The following is a 20,070-nucleotide window of genomic DNA, read 5'->3' as shown; positions in this document are numbered from 1 at the left end:
GATAAACTGGGGAATGCCGTGAAAGAATGTAACCCTTTCCGAACCGCTTCACCCTCGCTATATTCGCTCTTGCCGGGCACCCGCCCGGCTATGGCGATAAACGGCCGATGTAATAAGCCTTTCGGACCCGGGGGCGGTACCCGGCGCCTCCACCTGAGTTCACCGCGCGGTGGATTGAGGCGGGGGCGAAATAGGATCGACGAGGGTGTAAAGATCGTTCTTTCGCTCGGCATGGTACCACCGTTATCGGGCTGTAAAAATAGTTGCCAACGACAACTATGCGGAAGCACGTCTCGCCGCTTAATGCGGTGCGATAGCTTCAATTCAAGCCCTAGTGGTTCGCACTTCTAGGCGGGGCCCGGAGGCGCCTGGCAACAGAAGCCTCCACCTTTTCCCGGCCCGCTCTTCCCCCGCGGGCCATCGTGCGGTTATGACGATGCGTCCTGTTTCGCTCGTCGCGATCCGCAGGGCGCATACGAGGATGTTCCGGAGCGCCAGGGCTCAGCCCACCGCCCCCCGGAAGAGCGCAGGTTGATCATGGGTCAGGATCTCATCCGTTACGATATTCTGGCGCAGGACGCGCTACGCGGCGTAATCCGCAAGGTGCTGACGGAGGTGGTGAAGACCGGCCTTCCGGGCGAGCACCACTTCTTCATCACCTTCCTGACCTCAGCGCCGGGTGTGCGCCTCTCCTCGCGCCTGCGCGAAAAATATCCCGAGCTGATGACGATCGTCGTCCAGCATCAGTACTGGGACCTTTCCGTCAACGACACCTCGTTCGAGATCGGTCTCTCCTTCTCCGACATCCCGGAGCGCCTGCTGATCCCGTTCGCGGCAATCCGTGGTTTCTACGATCCGGCCGTAAACTTCGAACTGGAGTTCGACGTGCGCGATGTCGAGGCGGCGAACGAAGGCACCGAGGAGCCGGCGCCCGCGCCGACGCCCATCGCCGCCGTGCCGAGCACGCGCCCGGCGCCGGCGAAGGGGCCGAAGGCCGCGCCCGCCGCCGAGAAGGCCAAGGATGAGAGCGGCGAGACCACCGAGGAACCCGCGGCCGAAAAGTCCGCCGAGGTCGTCTCGCTCGACGCTTTCCGCAAGAAGCCCTGAGACGACGATGGCCGAAATCGTCAACCTGCGCCAGGCCCGCAAGACGCGCGAGCGTGCCGCGCGGGAGGCGCAGGCCGCCGAGAACCGCCAGCGCTACGGGCTGACCAAACCGCAGAAGGCAAAGGCCGGCAGCGAGCGAGAAAAGCTGCTCGCGGCGCTCGACGGCGCGAAGCTCGATCGCGCGGCCACAGCCGCGAAGGACGAGCCGGAACGGTGAGCGTCAAGCGCTCGCTGTCTATCCGCGGACATCAGACCTCGATCAGCGTCGAGGATGAGTTCTGGGCCGAACTCAAACGCGAAGCCGAGCAGCGCGACGTGCCGCTCGCCGCGCTCGTGGCACAGATCGATGCGGCGCGCGTGCCGGGGCAGAACCTTTCCTCCGCCATCCGCGTCTTCGTGCTGAACGTCGCGCTCGCGCGCAAGCCTACAGCTTGAACGGCACGACCTCGCGGCCGGCCTCGAAGCGGCCGATACGGGCTATTTCCCATTCGAGGAGAATGCCGGAGGCCGCGTAAACGCGCTCGCGCACCGTCTCGCCGAGAAGCTCCAGATCGTGCCCGCTCGCAGCGCCGGCATTGATCATGAAGTTGCAGTGCATCTCACTCATCTGCGCATCGCCGATACGAAAGCCCCGGCAGCCGGCGCGATCGACCTCCTTCCAGGCGGACGTGCCCGGCGGGTTGCGGAAGGTCGAGCCGCCGGTCTTTTCGCGCACAGGCTGGGCCGTCTCGCGATGATGCTGCACGTCGTCCATGGCTGTACGGATCGCGGCCTGCTCGGCAGGCGACCCTTGGAGGACACAGGAAACGAGGATGAAGTCGTCCGGCAGCGCTGTATGTCGGTAGGAGAACCCCATGTCGCCCGACGAAAGCACGTGGCGGTTGCCGGCGCGGTCGAGCCCGACCGCTTCGACGAAACGCTCGACCGTCTCGACACCGTTGGCGCCGGCATTCATGCGCAGCGCGCCGCCGATCGAGCCCGGAATGCCGTGCAGGAAGTGAAAGCCGCCAAGGCCCTCCTCCAGGGCCACGGCCGCCACGCGCTTGTCCGAGGCGGCCGCGCCGATGCGCAGACGCCCCTCGCCGTCGGGCTCGACACGGCCGAAGCCCTTCGGCGGCAGACGCACCACGACGCCTTCAATGCCGCCATCGCGGACGAGGAGATTGGAACCGATGCCGACGACCGTCAGCGGTATCTCGGCGGGCAGGATGCGCAGGAAGGCGGCGAGATCGTCCTCGTCGGCCGGCTGGAACATCAGGTCGGCGGGCCCACCGGTGCGAAACCAGGTCACCTTCGCCATGTCCGCGTTGGGCGTCAGCTTGCCGCGAAGCGCAACGCCATGCTCCCCCGCGAAATCCTGTGCGAAGCGCTTGTCCATCAGGTGCGGGACGCCAGCGCGTCCAGTTCCTTCGGCAGGGCGTAGGCCCATTGCGTGATCGAACCCGCCCCGAGGCACACGACCATATCGTCCGCCTCGGCGATGCGATGGACGAGCGGGGCAAGTTCCTCCTGCCCCTCGATCAGCCGCGCGTCGCGATGACCGCCGAGCTTCAGGCGCTCGACCAGCATCTCGGAATTGACGAACTCGATCGGCTCCTCGCCCGCCGCATAGACCGGCGCGAGGATCACGGTGTCTGCGTCGTTGAAGCAGGCCGCGAATTCAGCGAACAGGCTCTGGAGGCGTGTGTAGCGGTGCGGCTGCACGACGGCGATAACACGTCCCTTGGCCGCCGAGCGCGCTGCCGACAGGACGGCGCGTATCTCGACCGGATGATGGCCGTAATCGTCGTAGACGTCGATGCCGCCCGAATTGCCGGTGTGCGTGAAACGCCGCTTCACGCCACCGAAGGAATCGAGGCCGGACCGGATTGCCTCTCCCGAAATGCCGATGCGGTGAGCGACTGCGATCGCGGCGGTCGCGTTGGAGACGTTGTGGCGTCCCGGCATCGGCAGCACAAGATCGGTGAGGTGCAGCGTCTCGCCGCTCACGCGGTCGCGGTAGCTGACGTCGAAGCGCGAGCGCGCTCCATCGATGCGCACGTTCGAGAAGCGCATGTCGGCCTGCAGGTTCTCGCCATAGGTGATGATGCGCCGGTCTTCGATCTCGGAAACCAGGGCCTGCACTTCGGGATGATCGAGGCACATCACCGCGAAGCCGTAGAAGGGTACGTTCTCCACGAAGCTGCGGAAGGCGGCGCGCACCTTGTCGAACGAGCCGTAGTGATCGAGATGTTCCGGATCGATATTGGTGACGACCGCGACGTCGGCCGGCAGCTTCAGGAAGGTGCCGTCGCTCTCGTCGGCCTCCACCACCATCCAGTTGCCCTCGCCCATGCGTGCGTTGGTGCCATAGGCGTTGATGATGCCGCCGTTGACGACGGTCGGGTCCATTCCGCCGGCGTCCAGAAGCGTCGCGACCATGGAGGTCGTGGTCGTCTTGCCGTGCGTGCCGCCGATGGCGATGGCCTGACGAAAGCGCATCAGTTCAGCCAGCATTTCGGCGCGGCGCACGATGGGCAGGAGCCGCTCGCGCGCGGCGGCAAGCTCCGGGTTGGCGCGCTTGATCGCCGTGGAGACGACGACCACTTCGGCCTGCCCGAGATTCTCGGCCGCATGCCCGATGTGCACGCTCACGCCTTTTTCGCGCAGGCGCAGGACATTGGCGTTCTCGGCCGCGTCCGAGCCCTGGACAGTGTAGCCCAGATTGACGAGCACTTCGGCGATACCGCTCATGCCGATGCCGCCGATCCCGATGAAATGGACCGGTCCGATATTGGGCGGCATCTTCATGAATGAGTTCCTTCGTTGATGATTTCGGCTGCACGCCCTGCCGCGACGGCTTCCGCGAGGTCGGCGAGAGCTGTGGTGGCGTTCAGCCGCGCGACGCCGATCGCACCGGCCGCCATTGCCGGCAGGGTCTCGCGGTCCTCGAAGAGGGAGGCAATGTCGGCGGCGAGGCTTTCGGGCGTGATGCCGGGCTGACGCCGCATGAGCGCAGCCCGCGCATCGACGAGAAGCTGGGCGTTGTGCCCCTGATCGTCGTCGAGCGCATGCGGCAGCGGCACGAGAATCGCCGGGCGCCCGATGACGGAAAGCTCGAGCACGGTCGATGCGCCCGAGCGCGATACGACAAGATGCGCCCCGGCCATGCGCGCGGGAAGATCGGAGAAGAACGGTGCAACATTCGCGGTCACCCCCATCTCGCGATAGCGCTCCTCGACGCGGGCCTGATCTTCCGCGCGCACCTGCTGGGTGACGAGAAGCCGCGCGCGCAGGTTTGCCGGAAGCGCGGCGACAGCCTCCGGCATCATGTCCGAGAAGAAGCGCGCGCCCTGGCTTCCGCCGAAGACGAGAAGCCGGATCGAGCCATCATCCGCCGGTGCTTCGTAAGGCGCGGCGGCCAGCGCCTGAACGGCCGGGCGCAACGGGTTGCCGACCTCGACGATCTTGGAAGCGAAAGGGCCGGAACGCCGCAGAAAACCGCCGGCGATGGCCGTGACGCGGCCGGCGACCGCCTTGTTGGCGCGCCCCATCACCGCGTTCTGCTCGTGCACGATGCACGGCAAACCGCTGCGCACGGCCGCCACCATCGGCGGCAACGTCGGGTAGCCGCCGAAGCCGATGACCGCACCGGGGCGCAGGGAGCGCATCAGCCCCATCGCCTTGCGGTAGCCGGAGAAGAGCGTCAGGCCCGATCGCATGAGCTTGAGCGGATGCTTGGACCCGAAGGTCGCGGAGGGAACGACATGCGTCTCTTCAGCCGGGAACTCGCCCGCATATCGCGCTGCGCGCTCATCGGTGACGAGGTGGACCGTATGGCCGCGCGCACCGAGTTCATGCGCAAGCGCTTCGGCGGGAAAGAGGTGCCCGCCGGTGCCGCCGGCGCAAAGAAGGAAGAGGGTCATTCAGTCCGGGAAAGCCTGCGGAATTGGGTCGTGGGTCAGTTGCCGCTGCGCGCCTGATGGGCGCGTGCGCGAGCGCGGGCGCGCTCACCGCTGATCCGGTTGTCGCGCAGCACCCACCAAGCGATGGTGAGGGCGCTGACGGGGGTTATCAGAACGGCGATCACGATTTCCAGAGCGTTCATCGGTCGAGTTCCTTGAGCGATATTCTCGCTGTCCAATGTAGGGCCGGACTGACGATAAAGCAAAACAGCGCAATGGCTAAAGGGATCGCGATCGACCCGCCCGCAGCGGGACTGAGAAGGATCGACGAGGGAACGGAAAGTCCACCGACGAGGAAGATGCCGATGGCGATTCCATTCAGATACGTGGCACGAAGCTTTGTCTGTTCACGCTCGGCCTCCGTCTTGGGCGAGCGCTCTTCGATCTCGTCCATTCCTCAACGAACACCGTAGGCCGTGCCCCCGAACGCCACGCCCCGCTCCATCAGCCTGTCGGTCTGGGACGAGTTGTCGGCGCGCTTGCGCGTCAGCGCCAGGACGCAGCCGGCGGAAATCGCCACCGCCATCATCGACGAGCCGCCATAGGAGATGAAGGGCAGCGTCATGCCCTTGGCAGGCATGAGTTGCAGATTCACCGCCATGTTGATGATCGACTGCATGCCGAACAGCATCACGAGGCCGGAGATCGCAAGGCGCGCGAAGACATCACGCTGCTCGAAGGCGACCGAGAGGCCGCGGATGACGATGAAGCAGAAGATCGCCGTGAGCGCCATGCAGGAGATGATGCCGAACTCCTCGGCGATGACGGCATAGGCGAAGTCAGTGTGGCTGTCAGGCAGGAGGCGCTTGACGGTACCCTCGCCCGCGCCCTGGCCGAACCACCCGCCGCTCATGATGGCCTCGCGCGCCGTGTCGGTCTGGAAGGTATCCCCCTCGCCGGTAACGAAGCGGTCGATGCGCGAGGCGACGTGCGGCAGTGCCACGTAGGCGCCGCCGATGCCGAAGACGCCGAGCGCGCCGAGCACCATGATCCACAGCCACGGCATGCCCGCCATGAAGAAGAGGCCGCCCCATACGCCTGCGGTCAGCACCGTCTGCCCGAAATCGGGCTGGGCGACGAGGAGCGCCGCGACAGTGAAAAGAAGGATGAGGGAGAGAAGATTACCCGGAATCTCCGGCCGGCGCGCACGCTCGGCGAAGAGCCAGGCGCAGACGATCACGAAGGCAGGCTTCATGAACTCCGACGGCTGGACGGTGATCGGGCCGAACTCCATCCACCGCCGCGCGCCCTTCACCTCCATTCCGAAGAAGAGGGCCAGCACCATGACGACGAGCGAACCGCCGAGCATGAAGATGGCGAGACGGCGGATGCCGTGCGGCGAAAGCAGCGAAACGGCCAGCATCACCGCGATCGACGGGACGAGGAAGACCGCGTGGCGCTTGACGAAGTGGAACGCGTCGATGCCGAGCCTTTCGGCCACCGGCGGACTTGCCGCGAAGGAGAGCACCATGCCGCCGACCATGAGGATCAGGAACGCGGCGAGAAACCAGCGATCGACGCTCCACCACCACTCGGCGATCAAACCCTTCTTGGCGCGGCTGGCCATTCGCGTCACCCCTTGGCGAAGATCTCGATGCCGGGAAGCGCGGCCACCGCCTTGCGGAATGCCTCGCCCCGCACCTCGAAGTTGCGGAACTGATCGAAGCTGGCGCAGGCTGGGGAGAGGAGCACCACCTCTTCGCCACCGCCCTCGCCCGCTTCGCGCGCGGCGTTCTCCACCGCGACGTCGAGACTACCGGAGATTTCGTAAGGAATCTGTTCACCAAGAGTGGCCGCGAAGGACGGAGCCGCCTCGCCGATGAGATAGGCCTTGGCGATCCTGTCGAAGAGCGGTGCGAGCGGCGCGATGCCGCCTTCCTTGGCAAGTCCGCCGGCGATCCAGTGAATGCGCGGGAAGCTCGCCAGAGCCGGCGCCGCAGCATCCGCGTTCGTCGCCTTGGAATCGTTGACGAAGAGAACGCGCCCGCGCCGTCCCACCTCCTCCATGCGATGGACGAGGCCCGGGAAGCTCTTCAGGCCAGCGGCGATCTCGTCGTCGGACAAGCCGCTTGCCGTCAGCGCGGCGACGGCCGCAGCCGCGTTCTGTCCGTTGTGGCGCCCGCGCAGCGAACCGATACCGGTAAGCGGAAAGGCCGCTTCCCCGTTCTCGTCGCGCCGAATCACGCTGGCGCCGTCGAAGAAGACGCCGGAAACCAGCGTCTTCTCGCGCGAGATCCGCACAACGCGTTTGCCTTCGCTCTCGTGCCAGGCGGCGATACCCTCGCAATATTCGTCGTCGACGCCGATCACCGCGAGCTCGGCCTTTTCCAGAAGTCGCGCCTTGATGGCGGCGTAGTTCTCCATCGTCCCGTGCCGGTCGAGGTGATCAGGCGAAAGATTGAGCAGGATGCCGACGCTCGGCGCGATCGAGGGTGCGAGGTCGATCTGGTAGGACGAGCACTCGACGACGTGGAAGCGATCGGCGGCCGGCGGATCGAGCGTGAGCACGGGAACGCCGATATTGCCGCCGAGCTGCGTATCGCGGCCGTTGGCGCGCAGGCAGTGGGCGATCAGCGCCGTCGTCGTCGATTTGCCGTTCGTGCCCGTGATGGCGATGAAGGGTGCATCGGGCGCGCTCGCCGCTCGCTCGCGCGAGAATATCTCGACATCGCCGATGATGGGGACGCCGTTCGCGTTGGCGAGTTCGGCCGCCCAATGCGGCTTGGGATGCGTCAGCGGCACCCCCGGCGACAGCACGAGCACCGAGAGGGCGCTCCAGTCGAGGTCGTGGAGGTCGCCGGTCGCGATGCCTTCGGTTGCGGCTGCCTCGACCGAGCGCGGATTGTCGTCGAAGGCTGTCAGAAGAGCGCCGCCCTCGGCCAGCGACAGGGCGGTTGCTCGGCCGGAGCCGCCGAGGCCGAAGAGCGCGACGGAGGCGCCCGCGAAGGTGCGCGCTGGGATCATCTCAGCTTCAGCGTGGACAGGCCGACGAAAGCCAGCATCAGGGCGATGATCCAGAAGCGTATCACGACCTGGCTCTCCGTCCAGCCGAGCTTTTCGAAATGGTGGTGGATCGGCGCCATCAGGAAGACACGCTTGCCCGTGAGCTTGAAGCTCGCCACCTGGATGATGACCGACAGCGCCTCGATCACGAAGAGGCCGCCGATCACTGCGAGCACAAGCTCGTGCTTGGTGGCCACGGCGACGGCGCCCGTCAGGCCGCCGAGCGCGAGCGATCCCGTGTCGCCCATGAAGATCGCCGCCGGCGGCGCGTTGAACCAGAGGAAGCCGAGGCCCGCCCCGATCACCGCGCCGCACAGGACGGACAACTCTCCGGTGCCCTCGACATAGTGGATCTGCAGGTAGTTCGCAAAGTTCACGTTGCCAGCGAGATAGGCGATGAGGCCGAAGGCCGCGGCCGCGATCATGATCGGCACGATGGCGAGGCCGTCGAGGCCGTCGGTCAGGTTGACGGCGTTCGCCGAGCCGACCATCACGAAGGCGGCGAAGACGACGTAGAACAGACCCATGTCGATGACGATCTGCTTGAAGAAGGGGAACGTCAGCGTGGTGGCGAGGTCTCCCCCGCCCGCATAGGCGATCAGGAAGGCGGCGACGCCGGCAATGGCGAACTCGATCGCCAAGCGCGCCTTGCCGGAAAAGCCCTTGTGGCTCTGCTTCGTGACCTTGAGATAGTCGTCATAGAAGCCGATAGCGCCGAAGCCGAGCGCCACGAGCAGCACCGCCCAGACATAGACGTTCAGGATATCGGCCCACAGGAGCGTGGCGACGAGGAAGCCGCACAGGATCATCAGCCCGCCCATCGTCGGCGTGCCGGCTTTCTTGAAATGGGTCTGCGGCCCGTCCGCGCGGATCGGCTGGCCGCGTCCCTGGCGCAGCCGCAGATTGGCGATCACGGCCGGGCCGAACAGGAAGACGACGATGAAGGAGGTGATCATCGCCGCGCCGGTGCGGAAGGTGATGTAGCGGAAAACGTTGAAGACCTGCGCTTCGGCCGCGAAGGCCGCGAGATAGCTCAGCATGAGATGCCCTTCCCGCCGCCCGTTGGCGCGGTTTCGTCCGGGCTCTTCGCGGAGCGGGCGACCAGCTTGTCGACCAGTCCGGCAAAGCCGATGCCCTTGGATGCCTTCACCATGACGACATCCCCTGCCCGCAGGTACGGGACAAGGCTTGCTTCAAGCTCCCCGACGCCGCGATGCCACTCGCAGTGGATCGCAGGCGGCAGCGCGCCGGTGAGAGTTCGGATTTCGTCGCCGGCCAGGAAAACGGCGTCGACGCCGGCCTCGGCGATCGGGCCGGCAAGCTCCGCATGAAGGCGGCGCGAATGGCCGCCGAGTTCCAGCATATCGCCGAGAACCGCGATGCGTCGTCCGTCCTCGGCGGGCTGCGCGGCAGCCAGAACCGCGAGGGCGGCGCCCATTGACGCCGGATTGGCGTTGTAGCTCTCGTCGATCAGCGTGACCGGGGCGCCATCACCGAGGTCGATCGCATGGCGTGCGCCGCGCCCCTTCACCGCCGTCCAGTGCGACAGCGCCTCGGCGGCATGCGGCACGTCCGCGCCGAGGATGTCCGCCGCGCCCAGAACCGCGAGGACATTCTGCGCGACGTGCCTGCCGCTCGCGGCAAGCCGCACGTCGACATCCACCTCGCCGATGCGCGCCGAAAGCTTCGAACCGTCGTCCAGAGGCTCGAATGCCATCAGCCGGTAGTCGGCGCCCGCGACCTCGCCGAAGGTGCGCACGTCCGAGATGCCGCCAGAACGTGCGATCGTCCCGAGCACCGTGCCAAAGGGGTCATCCGCGTTGAGGATGGCCGCGCCGCCGGGCTCGACGCCTTCGAAAATCTCGCCCTTCGCCTTCGCGATCTCGTCGAGGCCGGAGAAGAAGCCGAGATGGGCGGGCGCGATCAGCGTCACGATCGCCGCATGCGGCCGCACCATCTTCACGAGCGGACGGATCTCGCCGGGATGGTTCATGCCGATCTCGAACACGGCATAGTCGGCATCGGCGGGAAGGCGCGCGAGCGACAGCGGCACGCCCCAGTGATTGTTGAAGGAGGCAGCCGAAGCATGGACGCTGCCGCAGGCGCCCAACGCCTCGCGCAGCGCGTCCTTGGTCGTCGTCTTGCCGACGGAGCCCGTCACGGCGACGATGCGCGCCTTCGTGCGCGCGCGCGCGGCAACCGCGAGGCGCTCCATGCTCTTCAGCACGTCATCGACGACGAGCAGCGGCGCCGCAAGTTTGCCGAGCGCGGCGAGCTTGTGCTCGCTGACGACGAGGAGCCCGGCCCCGGCGGCGACCGCAGCGGTCAGATAGTCGTGCCCATCCAGCGCATCGCCCTTGATGGCGAAGAAGGCCTCGCCCGGCTGCAGAGTGCGCGTATCGATCGAAAGACCGGTGACGGTCGCCGGCAACTCGCCGATCGGCCGGCCGCGCGTGGCGCCTGCGAAATCGGCGCCGGTCCAGAGCACATTGCTCATCGCGCAGCCTCCAGAACAGCGCTGCGAACGACTTCGTGATCGCTGAACGGCAGTGTCTGAGTGCCGACCGTCTGGCCGTTCTCGTGCCCCTTGCCCGCCACCACGACCGTGTCGCCGGCCTGCGCGCGCATGACGGCCAGACGGATGGCTTCGCGCCGGTTCGCGATCTCCTCGGCGCCGCTCGCGGCCGCCATGATCTCGGCGCGAATCTCGGCGGGAACCTCGGAACGCGGGTTGTCGTCGGTCACGATCACCATGTCGGCGAGCCGCGAGGCGATCTCGCCCATGATCGGCCGCTTGCCGCGATCACGATCGCCGCCGCAGCCGAAGACGACGATGACGCGGCCCGTCGTAAAGGGACGTACGGAGGCGAGCACGTTCTCCAGAGCCTCCGGCTTGTGGGCGTAGTCCACGAAGATCGGCGCGCCTTCGGCGGTGGTCGCGGCGAGGTCGAGGCGTCCGGGCGCACCTTCCAGATGCTCCAGCGCCGCCAGCGCGTCGTCGACAGCGACACCCGTCGCGATCGCGAGGCCCGCCGCCACCATCGCGTTCGACATCTGGAACTCGCCGGCGAGCGGCAGGACGATGCGGTGGATGCGCCCCTCCGCCTCGATCTCGGCGATCTGCCGGCGGCGCTCGTGCTCGAGGCGCATGAGCCTGAGGTCGGCGCCGGCGCGCCCGACCGTCATCACTTTCGCGCCCGCCGCGCCGGCCGCCGCGATCGCCCGCTCCGACCAGCGGTCGTCGGCGAAGATCACCGCCGGTCGTCCCTTCGGGAGCAGCGTGTCCAACAGGCGCATCTTTGCCGCGAAATAATCTTCCATGTCGGGATGGTAGTCGAGATGGTCGCGGCCGAGATTGCTGAAGGCGGCCGCCTTCAAGTCCACGCCGTCGAGGCGGCGCTGCTCGATCCCGTGGCTCGACGCTTCCATCGAAACGTGCGTCACGCCCTCGCGGGCGAGTTCGGCCATGAGCGCAGCCAAGGCGACGGGATCGGGCGTCGTCAGGGAGCCGTATTCGGTGCGGTTCGGCGAGACGAGACCTGTCGTGCCGATCGAGGCGGCGGCATGACCTGCGCGCGCCCAGATTTGCCGGGTGAAGGCGGCGATCGAAGTCTTGCCGCTGGTGCCCGTGACGGCGACGATGTCGGCAGGCTGCGGCCCCGCCAGCCGCGCTGCCATCAGGGCGAGCGCGCGGCGCGGATCGGCGGCGCGAAGAACCGGCAGGCTCGTTTCAAGAACCGCGTTGTCGGCCGCGAGCACTGCGGCGGCGCCCATCTCCCTGGCCTGCGGCACGAAAAGCGTCCCGTCGGCGCGCGAGCCCTTCAGGGCGGCGAAGAGGAAACCGGGGCGCACGGCGCGCGAATCGGCGGTGAGACCCGCGATCTCGACGTCGGCCGCCGCGCCGCTCGCTCCCGTCCCGTCCGCCAAGGCCCCCAGTTTCATCGCAGCATCCCTGGCTTCACGTTCGTCGCACGGCGGGCAGCCGCAAGTGCTGCGGTCGCTCGAAGGTCGGGCGTTTTCAGCCTTCTAGATCATGAAGGCGCCCGGTTGAAGCTGCCCCCGCCGCCCGCTCCGGAGGTTGTCCGCAAGGGACGCAAGCGTGCCACAGCCGCACGCCCCTCAGTAGGAGACGAGAAGAGAGCGACCCTCGTCGCCGAAGCTTGGGCGCACGCCGAGAAAGGCCGCCGCACGCTGGATGATCGCACCGGTCGTCGAGGCCGCGTGCCGGCCCGCCGCCCGCGCTGCCCGACCGGCGGCACTCCTCGGCTCGTCCAGCGTGACGAGGACGACGTATCGCGGCTGGCTCATCGGGAAGGCACCAAGATAAGAGCTGACGCTGTTGCCGTCGCGATCGGCCACCTGCGCCCTTCCGCCGACATCGTATCCCGGAACGGCGGCATCCCACGCTCCGCCGAGGCTCATGATCCGGCGCATCTCGTCGGACGCGCTCGCGTCGATCACCGGCACCTTGAGCGCATCGGCCTCGTTGAGCGTGCGCGGCAGGAAGGTCGGCGTCAGATAATCGCCGCCGTTCACCAGCGCGGCCGCCGCCGCAACCGCACGCAGCGCCGAAGGGCCGCGTGCCGAAGCGATGGCGTCGATGTCGTTCCAGTCACGCGGCAAAGCGGCCCGGTCGGGCACCCGGGAGCCGGTTCCGGCTTCGGCCGCGCGAACCGTATCGTTCGCCTCCTCATGCGGCAGGGACGCCATCGCAATGACTTCGCCGGTGCGTGCGTCGAGGATGATGCCGCCGGACGCCGACGCCTTGTAGCGCTCCATCGCCGCCGCGAGTTCATCACTCAGAATATGCTGGACGCGCAGATCGAGTGAAAGCTTCACGGGGGCCGGCTCGGCGAGAGCCGAGAAGACGGCCGTGCGAACCGCGACCGCACCCGCCTCGTCGAGATACTTCTCGATGCCGGCGATGCCTTGATTGTCCGCATCGACACGGCCCAGGACCTGGGCGGTGGCGTTTCCGCCCGGATAGAAGCGGTGCTTTTCGGTGCGAAAGCCGATCCCGGTGATGCCAAGCGCATGGATCGCCCGCTGCTGGCGGGGGCTGATCTCGCGGCGTAGCCAAGCAAAGCCCGCTTCGCTGGAAAGCCGCGCCAGGAGTGTCGAGCGATCGAGGTCCGGCAGCACCGTGAGAAGGCGCTCGGCGGCCTCGTCCGCGTCGGCAATGCGGCGCGGCTCGGCAAAGAGCGAGGCGGATCGGATGTCGGTCGCCAGGATTTCGCCGTTGCGATCCAGAAGATCCGGCCGCGGGATCTGCGCCTGCGTGACGACGAAGGTCTCGGGCGCCATTTCGGTCTCCGCGCCCCACAGGAGCAGCCGGCCGCCGATCACGGCGTAGACAGTGCAGAACAGGCCGATCGCCATGATGTGACGCGGCCGGTGGCGCGGGCGCTCGGCACGTCGACGGCGTCCGAAGCCGGTGACCGGCACGCTCGGCGTCTCACTCGCAGCGCGCCGGGCAGCAAGGCGCAGGAGCGAGGCGCGCGCCTTGGCGGCGAAAGTGGCTTTTGGGGCAGATCCCGCCTTCATCTCACCGCCCGTTGCGCGGTGTTGGCTGCGAAGCTCTCGAGAGCGGCGTCCGGCGTCACCTCGAATCGCGCGGGCTCGGCCGGCAGCTCCTGCGCCGTCACCATCTGGCGCGGCTCGAGCGGGCGAAGACCGAGGTCGCCCTCGAAGGTGGTCGCGAGGCGCTGGAGGCGCTCGGGCCTGTTCAGAAGGCTCCAGTCGGCTTCGAGAAGAGAGATCGTCTCGTTCTCGTGCGCGATGCCTCGCTCGACGACCCGCAGGCGCTCCTCGAGGATTTCCGCCTCGTGCTTCACGCCGAAGGTCCAGGTGGTCGCGAAGAGCACGAGGGCGACGAGAACGATGTCGAGCGTCTTCAGCATCAGCGGGTCACTCCGGAGCGCGGCAGATCGGCAAGGGCGGGTAGTTCGATGAAATCCTCCGCGTCCGGGCCTGTGCGCGCAGGCGCATCGGTGCGGGTGGCGGCACGCAGCTTGGCCGAGCGGGCACGGGGGTTGGCCGCGATCTCCGCCTCGTCGCCCGCTTCCGCCTTGTTGCGTGCTGAAAAGGTTGCCGGAACGTGCTGAACATCCGGTAAATGTCGTGAGCCGGAGGGAGCCGACGAACGCTCGCGGATGAAGCGCTTGACGATCCGGTCCTCGAGCGAATGGAAGGTGACGACGACGAGCCGGCCGCCCGGCTTCAGAATGCGCTCGGCCGCCACCAGCGCGCGCGCCAGTTCGCCCAGCTCGTCGTTCACGTAGGCCCGCAGCGCCTGGAAGGTGCGCGTGGCGGGGTCGATCCTGTCCTGAGGCTTGCGCCCGACGACACGTCCGACCACCGCGGCGAGATCCAGCGTCGTCTCGAAGGGTCGCTCGGTGCGGCGCGCCTCAATGGCGCGCGCGATACGCCCCGCCTGTCGCTCTTCGCCAAGGAAGGACAGGACACGCGCCAGATCGCCGACCTTGAGCATGTTGACGACGTCGGCCGCGCTCGGGCCCGCGCCGCTCATGCGCATGTCGAGCGGGCCGTCCTTCTGGAAGGAGAAGCCGCGGCTCGCCGTATCGATCTGCATGGAAGAGACGCCGATATCGAGGACGACGCCGTCGACCAGCCCACCGACCGCCTCGTCGACGATCTCGGCCATGTCGCCGAAGCGCCCCTCGATAAGGCTGAGACGACCGTGCGAGGCTGCGATGACCGGCCCGGCCGCCGCGATCGCCGTCGGATCGCGGTCGATGCCGATGACGTTGGCGCCCGCCTCCACGATGGCGCGCGAATAGCCGCCCGCACCGAAGGTGCCGTCGACCACCGTCTCGCCGACGCTCGGCGCGAGCGCTTCCAGAACCTGCCGCAGGAGCACCGGAACGTGGCGGACAGGTCCGCCATCGGCCGGGCCTTCGCCCTCGCCGTTGTTCGCCATCATTCCGGTGCGCTCCGCTGCGACGAGCCGCCCGCACGCATCGCGAGGAGACGCTGGCGCGCCTCCGCCCGATGCGCCTCGAATTGCGAGGGCTCCCAGAGCTGAAAGAAGTCGTTGCGCCCGACGAACACCACCTTGTCCGTGATGCCCGTGTGCGAACGGATGAAATCGGTGACGGTGATGCGCCCCTCCCCGTCGAATTTCAGGAACGCCCCGTCGCCGTAGGCGAACAGACTCATGTCGGCGAACGCCTCCCCGAACGGGTCCTCCTGCGCCATGCGCGTCTCGTATCGCTCCAGAAGATCCATGCCGCCGACGTCGATCGCCGGATGGCCTATCGACTGAAGCGCGTAGAGTTCGCGGAAGCCGCGTTGGGCGAGGATCTGACGGAAGGACGCCGGCACGGAGACGCGGCCCTTGGCGTCGATTGCATTGACGGCGCTGGAAAGGAAGCGGTCCATCAACCGTCTCTCTCGCTCCCCTCGCCCCGCCGCATGTCATCGACCCCGTCCCCGCCAGATGGGCGCGCACGACCGCGCCCGACCTCCCGAGGGAGGCTCGAACGACCGCCCGAAGGCGGACTTCATCGCTGCGATGCCTGCTGATTCCACGCCCGGATGGGCGCGCCGTCTATGAATAAAGGGCTAACATGGGCACTCATGGGGGTCAATGGGATTTACTCCCACAGGCTGCGCACTATTGGCGGCACGCAGGGTTATCCGCCCTCGTCATAAATAAGAGAAATCAATAGCTTAGTTAGAGACGCGAATGGGTGATTTTCCGCCGCCCGCTTCGCGCGTCGGGCCTGCCACGTCTAGGCTTGCGCGTGGATTGCCAAGCAGGGGTGGCCCCTTGCTCCACGCGGTGGGCCGCCGTCCCACGCCACAGTGGCTCGGCCACACGCCATCGAGCGCTTCGGAAACCCCTCTCCGGCTCGCGGACCAACGAGCAGCGGCCGGAAGACGGCAAAATTCGAGAAGAGCGTCAGCCGGCCTGTAAGCCGGGTTCTGTGCGCATCCGGGGATGCGCGGCGACCATTCCTCTGGGACGCGGCTCGCACCGCGCCTCGAGCAACCCACCCGAACGACCGGCCCGGAGAGGCTGGCGGTCACCCGCCGCGTCGTTCCTATTCGGTTTTGCTCCCGGTGGGGTTTGCCGTGCCGCTCCTGTTGCCAGTCGCGCGGTGGGCTCTTACCCCACCGTTTCACCCTGACCCGCCGTCACCGAAGCGCGCGAGGCGCATCGCGGCGGGCGGTCTGTTTTCTGTGGCACTTTCCCTGGGGTCGCCCCCGCCGGGCGTTACCCGGCACCGTTTCTCCGTGGAGCCCGGACTTTCCTCCCCCGCGGCCTTTCGGCGCTTGCGAGAGCGGTCGCCCAGCCGGCTGACGGGGCGGACCCTTCGCGGCTCGGCGCGCCACTGTCAAGGCGCGCCGAGCCCGGTTGAACACCGGCCGGTCAGTATTTGGCGAGCTGTACCTTCACACGCTCGCAATAGCGGCGCGAGACGGGGTTCGAACGCTTGGCGTAGTGACCGGCATTGTACTTCAGGATCGTGCCGCAGACGCTGCCGCCGCCGCGCGCCTTGGCCCCCGCCAGATACTTCATGCCGTATCTGAGATTGGTCGCCGGATCGTAGAGTTCCTTGCGCGTGCCGCGAAAGCCCATGTCGCGCGCGGTGCCGAGCTTGATCTGCATCAGCCCGATCTCGCCCGCTCCGCCCGTCACATCCGCCCGGTAGGTGCTTTCGATGAAGACCACCGCATGGGCCAGTTCCACCGGAACCCCCTCAGCCGTGGCCGCCGCTTCGATGAGGTCGGCGTAGGGCGTGTCGTCGAACGGCCCGGCGACCTTGGCGGACGGCGCTCCGACAGGTGCGGTCGAGGTGGAGGAAGCGGTTTCGGCCGATGCGGCCGGAATGAGGGCGAGCGAGATCGTCGCGGCGAGAGCCACGGCAGGCAGTCGTGTCATCGAAGTTCCGTCAAAGGCAGGCGGCGGCCTACGCAGTCCCCTATGGCCACCCGGTTCGTTGTCGCCGGCCCATACACGGCCGGCTGCGGCGACCGCGGCTTATGGCGGCCGAAGCGACCGGCAATGTGTCGTTGCGATCACGCAGCATTACAGCATGAAATATTGATGGTGCAGGAGAACCGTCTACCGGGTCCAGGAACGGCCTTCGCTCTGCAGGATCGTCAGCCGGTAGAGCGTGTCGATCGTGGAACCGTCGGCAACCCCGTCGACACGCGCCGGCCGGAAGTGCCGCTGGAAGGCGATCGTCGCTGCACGCGTTCTGTCATCGAAGATCCCGTCGATCACCACACCGTACCCGAAGGTCGCCAGAAGGGCCTGATAGGCCTCCACAGGCTGCCCTCGATCTCCGGTCGACAGGAAGCGACCACCGGAGATCGGCGCCGGCTCGACCCACACCCCGATCCCGGCGCTGAAGAGTTGATCCCACGGAAAGAGTTCACCGGGATCCCGCTTGCGCGAAGGCGCTGTATCGGAGTGCGCGAGCACCTGATCGGGCGTAATCGGCCAGCGAGCGACACAATCCCTACACAATTCGATCGTCGCGGCGATCTGCGCCGGCGTGAAGGCGCGGTAGCCATGCTCGTGGCCGGGATTGACGATCTCGATGCCAATGGAGCGGGAATTGACATCTTCCCGCCCGCGCCACGAGCCGGCGCCCGCGTGCCACGCCCGTCGCGCCTCCGGCACGAGCTGGATAATGCGCCCATCCTCCTCGACGAGGTAGTGGCACGACACTTTTGATTGGGGGTCGCGGAGGCGGGCGAGCGCGGCCGCTCCATCGCGCATGCCCGTGTAATGAAGGAGCAGGATGCAGGGCTCGGCGCCGTCGGCGCGCGCGTCGTGATTGGGCGACGGCGCCACCTCCTGAACGAGAAGACTATCGGGTGTCACGCGGCGGGCGCTCTCGACACGCTGTCCCAGGCGGCGTTGATCGCCTTCATCCGCTCCGTTGCGATCGCCATGAACTCGTCGGGCACGCCGCGGGCGAGGAGACGGTCGGGATGATTGTCGCGTACGAGTTGCAGATAGCTCCTGCGGATCGTCTCGGGCGGATCGTCCGGGCTCACGCCCAGAATGGCGTAAGCCTGCAGTGCACCGCCGCGCACGTGCCGCGCCTCGACACGCGCAAATGCTGCTTCACTGAGACGGAAGATCTTCGCGACCCGACGGAGAAATTCCATCTCGCGCTCGTGAACAACACCATCCGCTCCCGCGATCTGGAAGAGGCCGTCGAGGACATCGACCAGCATGCCCTGCTCGCAATCGGTCGCCTCGCAGAGCCCGGCAATCTTGCGCGCATAGGCCTCGAAACCGGACGTGTCCTGCTTGGCGAGGTCATAGAGGCGGAAAACGTTGCTGATCTCTTCGGGCGGAATCGCGAAGATACGCCGGAAAGCGTCGACCTCGGACTGTGTGACGATGCCGTCTGCCTTGGCCATCTTGGCGGAAAGGGCAATCATGGCGACGGAAAAGGCGACGCGGCGGCGCGTCTCCCTGTCCCCGCCGTATAAGGCGCGCACCCGCTCGAAGAGCGCGTCGAGCGTCGCCATGCCCTGGCTCGCCAGATCGCGGATCAGGGCGCCTAGTTGTGCCAGAACGGCCATGAGCTGCATAGAATCCACAGTGGGCCGGCGGGCCGGCTCTGGGCATATTAATAGCCCGCGCGCGCGAGGAACGAAACCCGCCGTTCGAACCTCGCGCTGCCGCAACGTACTCCGAGGCTAACGAGAAAGACCCTGCGGACTACCATCCGCAGGGTCTTTCTTCGGACCGATGAACGCGGTCGCTTTTACTGCGGCGTCGTCGTGCCGCCGCCCGTCGCCGGAGCAGGCTCGGTTGCCGGAGGCGTCGCCGGATCGGCCGCAGGAGGCGTCGTCGTCGTGGCCGCGGGCGGCGTTTCGGCCGGCGCGTTGGTCTCGGCGGCGTCGTCCCCACAGGCGGCGAGCGTCAGAAGGGCGGCGGTACCGGCGGCGAGTGCGATGATCTTCATCGATGCTTTTCCCTGAAACTGTTTCGTTTCCGATCCCATAACGCGCGAGCGGCCAATCCGTTCATTACCGGTCACATCGTCGACATCGCGCCGTTTTCGCGTTGCATCTCAAGGCTGGGGAAAGGCGTGATCTCAAAGGTCCGCGCCACGAACGGATCGGGGGAACGATGAACGTGTTGCAAGTGAACGTCCGCGAAGGACTGCGCAAGGCGTGCGCGCTCGCCGTGATCGTCGCGCTCCCGCTTCTGGCGGCCTGCACCACGGCCTCGCTCGACATGCGCGATCTCGGCGTGACCGGTTCCGTAGCGCCCTCCCAGCCCTTTCGCATGAGCCGGATCGAGGGCACCCGCCCTCATCACTACCCGGTCCACGGCATCGACGTCTCGAAATACCAGGGCTCGATCGACTGGGCGGCCGTGCGCCAGAGCGGCACGGCCTTCGCCTATCTGAAGGCGACGGAGGGCGGCGACATGCTCGACGACCGCTTCGAGGAACACTGGAACGGAGCGAAAGCCGCCGGCGTGCCGCGCGGCGCTTACCACTTCTTCTACTGGTGCCGGCCGGGCATCGAGCAGGCGCGCTGGTTCATCGAGAACGTTCCGCGTGACGCTTACGCCCTTCCCCCGGTCCTCGACGTCGAGTGGACGCCCTTCTCGCCGACCTGCACGCGCCGCCCCGAGCGGGCGGAAATGGTGCGCGAGATGAGCGCCTTCATGGATGCGCTTGAGCAGCACTATGGCGTGCGCCCGATCATCTACGCGCCGATCGACATCCACCGCGACCGTCTGGTCGGGACGTTCCCGGAGCACCAGTTCTGGCTGCGCGGCGTGCGGGACCACCCGGACGTCAACTACGAGGATCGCGAGTTCCGCTTCTGGCAGTACACCGAATCCGGCACGGTGGATGGCGTGCGCGGGCCGGTGGACCGCAACGCCTTTTCCGGTTCCGCCCGCGATTGGGAACGGTGGCTGGAGGCGCATCGCCCGCACCTGCGCACCGCGAGACGATGATCCATCAAACTGCCATCATGGCGCGATTACGCATGTCCCGCACCTCAC

General features: G+C 67.2%; 22 protein-coding genes and 2 other RNA genes. 5 read left to right on the top strand and 19 right to left on the bottom strand.

Features of this window, described 5'->3' with window-relative positions:
• Positions 1-31 precede the first annotated feature (31 nt).
• The 4 genes from ssrA to H1343_RS06230 all read left to right on the top strand — a co-directional run bounded on the left by ssrA (position 32) and on the right by H1343_RS06230 (position 1,542).
• Positions 32-389: a transfer-messenger RNA gene (gene ssrA, locus H1343_RS06245) on the top strand.
• A gap of 148 nt (positions 390-537) precedes the next feature.
• The gene (locus H1343_RS06240; RefSeq protein WP_185985047.1) at positions 538-1,107 is read left to right on the top strand and encodes an SspB family protein; all 570 of its coding nucleotides are present in this window, start codon (positions 538-540) and stop codon (positions 1,105-1,107) included.
• A gap of 7 nt (positions 1,108-1,114) precedes the next feature.
• Positions 1,115-1,324: a DUF4169 family protein gene (locus H1343_RS06235; RefSeq protein WP_185985046.1), complete on the top strand. Its 210-nt coding sequence runs from the start codon at positions 1,115-1,117 to the stop codon at positions 1,322-1,324.
• Complete coding sequence (locus H1343_RS06230) at positions 1,321-1,542, top strand: ribbon-helix-helix domain-containing protein (RefSeq protein WP_185985045.1); 222 nt, start codon at positions 1,321-1,323, stop codon at positions 1,540-1,542. Before H1343_RS06235 ends, H1343_RS06230 begins: the two co-directional genes overlap by 4 nt.
• Here H1343_RS06230 and murB read toward each other — a convergent pair.
• From murB to H1343_RS06135, 19 genes are all read right to left on the bottom strand, one after another.
• Complete coding sequence (gene murB, locus H1343_RS06225; RefSeq protein ID WP_185985044.1) at positions 1,532-2,485, bottom strand: UDP-N-acetylmuramate dehydrogenase; 954 nt, start codon at positions 2,483-2,485, stop codon at positions 1,532-1,534. The genes H1343_RS06230 and murB overlap by 11 nt on opposite strands.
• On the bottom strand, positions 2,485-3,897 hold the full coding sequence (murC, locus tag H1343_RS06220) for a UDP-N-acetylmuramate--L-alanine ligase (RefSeq protein ID WP_185985043.1): 1,413 nt from the start codon (positions 3,895-3,897) through the stop codon (positions 2,485-2,487). Before murC ends, murB begins: the two co-directional genes overlap by 1 nt.
• Entirely contained in the window at positions 3,894-5,012 is a 1,119-nt protein-coding gene (murG, locus tag H1343_RS06215; RefSeq protein WP_185985042.1) for an undecaprenyldiphospho-muramoylpentapeptide beta-N-acetylglucosaminyltransferase, read from the bottom strand. Before murG ends, murC begins: the two co-directional genes overlap by 4 nt.
• A gap of 35 nt (positions 5,013-5,047) precedes the next feature.
• Positions 5,048-5,194 carry a hypothetical protein gene (locus H1343_RS06210; RefSeq protein WP_185985041.1) on the bottom strand — a complete coding sequence of 49 codons (147 nt, stop codon included), beginning with the start codon at positions 5,192-5,194 and terminating at the stop codon, positions 5,048-5,050.
• Positions 5,191-5,445 (bottom strand): amino acid transporter, encoded by a 255-nt coding sequence (locus H1343_RS06205; RefSeq protein ID WP_185985040.1) that lies wholly within the window; start codon positions 5,443-5,445, stop codon positions 5,191-5,193. The genes H1343_RS06210 and H1343_RS06205 overlap by 4 nt, the downstream gene beginning before the upstream one ends.
• 3 nt (positions 5,446-5,448) lie before the next feature.
• The gene (gene ftsW, locus H1343_RS06200) at positions 5,449-6,618 is read right to left on the bottom strand and encodes a putative lipid II flippase FtsW (protein ID WP_185985039.1); all 1,170 of its coding nucleotides are present in this window, start codon (positions 6,616-6,618) and stop codon (positions 5,449-5,451) included.
• 5 nt (positions 6,619-6,623) lie between these two features.
• On the bottom strand, positions 6,624-8,015 hold the full coding sequence (gene murD, locus H1343_RS06195) for a UDP-N-acetylmuramoyl-L-alanine--D-glutamate ligase (protein WP_185985038.1): 1,392 nt from the start codon (positions 8,013-8,015) through the stop codon (positions 6,624-6,626).
• A complete protein-coding gene (gene mraY / locus H1343_RS06190; RefSeq protein ID WP_185985037.1) occupies positions 8,012-9,094 on the bottom strand; it encodes a phospho-N-acetylmuramoyl-pentapeptide-transferase in 1,083 nt (360 codons plus the stop codon). The genes murD and mraY overlap by 4 nt, the downstream gene beginning before the upstream one ends.
• Positions 9,088-10,551: a UDP-N-acetylmuramoylalanyl-D-glutamyl-2,6-diaminopimelate--D-alanyl-D-alanine ligase gene (locus H1343_RS06185; protein ID WP_185985036.1), complete on the bottom strand. Its 1,464-nt coding sequence runs from the start codon at positions 10,549-10,551 to the stop codon at positions 9,088-9,090. The genes mraY and H1343_RS06185 overlap by 7 nt, the downstream gene beginning before the upstream one ends.
• Positions 10,548-11,996 carry a UDP-N-acetylmuramoyl-L-alanyl-D-glutamate--2,6-diaminopimelate ligase gene (locus tag H1343_RS06180; RefSeq protein WP_185985035.1) on the bottom strand — a complete coding sequence of 483 codons (1,449 nt, stop codon included), beginning with the start codon at positions 11,994-11,996 and terminating at the stop codon, positions 10,548-10,550. Before H1343_RS06180 ends, H1343_RS06185 begins: the two co-directional genes overlap by 4 nt.
• Before the next feature lie 177 nt (positions 11,997-12,173).
• Positions 12,174-13,598, bottom strand: coding sequence for a penicillin-binding transpeptidase domain-containing protein (locus tag H1343_RS06175; protein WP_185985034.1), 1,425 nt, complete (start codon positions 13,596-13,598; stop codon positions 12,174-12,176).
• The gene (gene ftsL, locus H1343_RS06170; RefSeq protein WP_185985033.1) at positions 13,595-13,954 is read right to left on the bottom strand and encodes a cell division protein FtsL; all 360 of its coding nucleotides are present in this window, start codon (positions 13,952-13,954) and stop codon (positions 13,595-13,597) included. The genes H1343_RS06175 and ftsL overlap by 4 nt, the downstream gene beginning before the upstream one ends.
• The gene (gene rsmH, locus H1343_RS06165; RefSeq protein WP_185985032.1) at positions 13,954-14,997 is read right to left on the bottom strand and encodes a 16S rRNA (cytosine(1402)-N(4))-methyltransferase RsmH; all 1,044 of its coding nucleotides are present in this window, start codon (positions 14,995-14,997) and stop codon (positions 13,954-13,956) included. Before rsmH ends, ftsL begins: the two co-directional genes overlap by 1 nt.
• A complete protein-coding gene (gene mraZ, locus H1343_RS06160) occupies positions 14,994-15,455 on the bottom strand; it encodes a division/cell wall cluster transcriptional repressor MraZ (RefSeq protein WP_185985031.1) in 462 nt (153 codons plus the stop codon). Before mraZ ends, rsmH begins: the two co-directional genes overlap by 4 nt.
• 519 nt (positions 15,456-15,974) lie before the next feature.
• Positions 15,975-16,380, bottom strand: an RNA gene (gene rnpB / locus H1343_RS06155) — RNase P RNA component class A.
• Positions 16,381-16,449: 69 nt separating this feature from the next.
• Positions 16,450-16,962: a lytic transglycosylase domain-containing protein gene (locus H1343_RS06150; protein WP_185985030.1), complete on the bottom strand. Its 513-nt coding sequence runs from the start codon at positions 16,960-16,962 to the stop codon at positions 16,450-16,452.
• 183 nt (positions 16,963-17,145) lie between these two features.
• Entirely contained in the window at positions 17,146-17,913 is a 768-nt protein-coding gene (locus H1343_RS06145; RefSeq protein WP_185985029.1) for an N-acetylmuramoyl-L-alanine amidase, read from the bottom strand.
• Positions 17,910-18,626: a molecular chaperone DjiA gene (locus H1343_RS06140; protein ID WP_185985028.1), complete on the bottom strand. Its 717-nt coding sequence runs from the start codon at positions 18,624-18,626 to the stop codon at positions 17,910-17,912. The genes H1343_RS06145 and H1343_RS06140 overlap by 4 nt, the downstream gene beginning before the upstream one ends.
• 185 nt (positions 18,627-18,811) lie before the next feature.
• Positions 18,812-19,012, bottom strand: a complete 201-nt coding sequence (locus H1343_RS06135) for a hypothetical protein (RefSeq protein ID WP_185985027.1) — start codon at positions 19,010-19,012, stop codon at positions 18,812-18,814.
• A gap of 167 nt (positions 19,013-19,179) precedes the next feature.
• On the opposite strand from H1343_RS06135, the gene H1343_RS06130 reads away from it, so the two are divergent.
• Complete coding sequence (locus tag H1343_RS06130) at positions 19,180-20,022, top strand: glycoside hydrolase family 25 protein (RefSeq protein ID WP_185985026.1); 843 nt, start codon at positions 19,180-19,182, stop codon at positions 20,020-20,022.
• Positions 20,023-20,070 lie beyond the last annotated feature (48 nt).

This window comes from Aureimonas mangrovi (assembly GCF_014058705.1).
GTDB lineage: Bacteria > Pseudomonadota > Alphaproteobacteria > Rhizobiales > Rhizobiaceae > Aureimonas > Aureimonas mangrovi.
The sequence above is the reverse complement of the archived record's forward strand: the minus strand, read 5'-3'. Positions and strand labels throughout refer to the sequence as shown.

Coding starts and splice junctions, on each gene's coding strand:
- H1343_RS06180 (WP_185985035.1), bottom strand. CDS start 11,996: ATGAAACTGGGGGCCTTGGCGGACGGGACGGGAGCGAGCGGCGCGGCG.
- H1343_RS06185 (WP_185985036.1), bottom strand. CDS start 10,551: ATGAGCAATGTGCTCTGGACCGGCGCCGATTTCGCAGGCGCCACGCGC.
- murB (WP_185985044.1), bottom strand. CDS start 2,485: ATGGACAAGCGCTTCGCACAGGATTTCGCGGGGGAGCATGGCGTTGCG.
- rsmH (WP_185985032.1), bottom strand. CDS start 14,997: ATGATGGCGAACAACGGCGAGGGCGAAGGCCCGGCCGATGGCGGACCT.
- mraZ (WP_185985031.1), bottom strand. CDS start 15,455: ATGGACCGCTTCCTTTCCAGCGCCGTCAATGCAATCGACGCCAAGGGC.
- ftsL (WP_185985033.1), bottom strand. CDS start 13,954: ATGCTGAAGACGCTCGACATCGTTCTCGTCGCCCTCGTGCTCTTCGCG.
- H1343_RS06235 (WP_185985046.1), top strand. CDS start 1,115: ATGGCCGAAATCGTCAACCTGCGCCAGGCCCGCAAGACGCGCGAGCGT.
- murD (WP_185985038.1), bottom strand. CDS start 8,015: ATGATCCCAGCGCGCACCTTCGCGGGCGCCTCCGTCGCGCTCTTCGGC.
- H1343_RS06135 (WP_185985027.1), bottom strand. CDS start 19,012: ATGAAGATCATCGCACTCGCCGCCGGTACCGCCGCCCTTCTGACGCTC.
- H1343_RS06210 (WP_185985041.1), bottom strand. CDS start 5,194: ATGAACGCTCTGGAAATCGTGATCGCCGTTCTGATAACCCCCGTCAGC.
- ftsW (WP_185985039.1), bottom strand. CDS start 6,618: ATGGCCAGCCGCGCCAAGAAGGGTTTGATCGCCGAGTGGTGGTGGAGC.
- H1343_RS06240 (WP_185985047.1), top strand. CDS start 538: ATGGGTCAGGATCTCATCCGTTACGATATTCTGGCGCAGGACGCGCTA.
- murC (WP_185985043.1), bottom strand. CDS start 3,897: ATGAAGATGCCGCCCAATATCGGACCGGTCCATTTCATCGGGATCGGC.
- murG (WP_185985042.1), bottom strand. CDS start 5,012: ATGACCCTCTTCCTTCTTTGCGCCGGCGGCACCGGCGGGCACCTCTTT.
- H1343_RS06205 (WP_185985040.1), bottom strand. CDS start 5,445: ATGGACGAGATCGAAGAGCGCTCGCCCAAGACGGAGGCCGAGCGTGAA.
- H1343_RS06140 (WP_185985028.1), bottom strand. CDS start 18,626: ATGGCCGTTCTGGCACAACTAGGCGCCCTGATCCGCGATCTGGCGAGC.
- H1343_RS06150 (WP_185985030.1), bottom strand. CDS start 16,962: ATGACACGACTGCCTGCCGTGGCTCTCGCCGCGACGATCTCGCTCGCC.
- H1343_RS06175 (WP_185985034.1), bottom strand. CDS start 13,598: ATGAAGGCGGGATCTGCCCCAAAAGCCACTTTCGCCGCCAAGGCGCGC.
- mraY (WP_185985037.1), bottom strand. CDS start 9,094: ATGCTGAGCTATCTCGCGGCCTTCGCGGCCGAAGCGCAGGTCTTCAAC.
- H1343_RS06130 (WP_185985026.1), top strand. CDS start 19,180: ATGAACGTGTTGCAAGTGAACGTCCGCGAAGGACTGCGCAAGGCGTGC.